This is a genomic window from Psychrobacter sp. W2-37-MNA-CIBAN-0211 (assembly GCF_040309405.1).
Lineage (GTDB): Bacteria > Pseudomonadota > Gammaproteobacteria > Pseudomonadales > Moraxellaceae > Psychrobacter > Psychrobacter glaciei.
Map to the genome: position 1 here is coordinate 1 of NZ_JBEOOU010000496.1, position 243 is coordinate 243.

1 protein-coding gene is annotated in these 243 nt (G+C 40.3%); it reads right to left on the reverse strand.

From position 1 onward, the window contains the following. On the reverse strand, positions 1-243 hold a 243-nt coding region (gene rpsH / locus AAEY72_RS16030; protein WP_352311656.1), incomplete at both ends, for a 30S ribosomal protein S8.

The following is a 243-nucleotide window of genomic DNA, read 5'->3' on the forward strand; positions in this document are numbered from 1 at the left end:
GTCTTTACCTTTGTAAATACGAAGACCAGGGCGACTTACACGCTGGATAGTCTCAACGACTGGTTTGCCTTGAAAGTACTTTAAGGTAATTTCTAATTCAGGCTTAGCTTCATCTGCTACGGCGTATTCAGTAATGAAACCTTCATCTTTAAGTAATTTCGCAATTGCTACTTTTAACTTAGCTGAAGGCATCTTTACAGATACGTGGTTAGCAGCTTGGCCGTTACGAATACGGGTTAACAT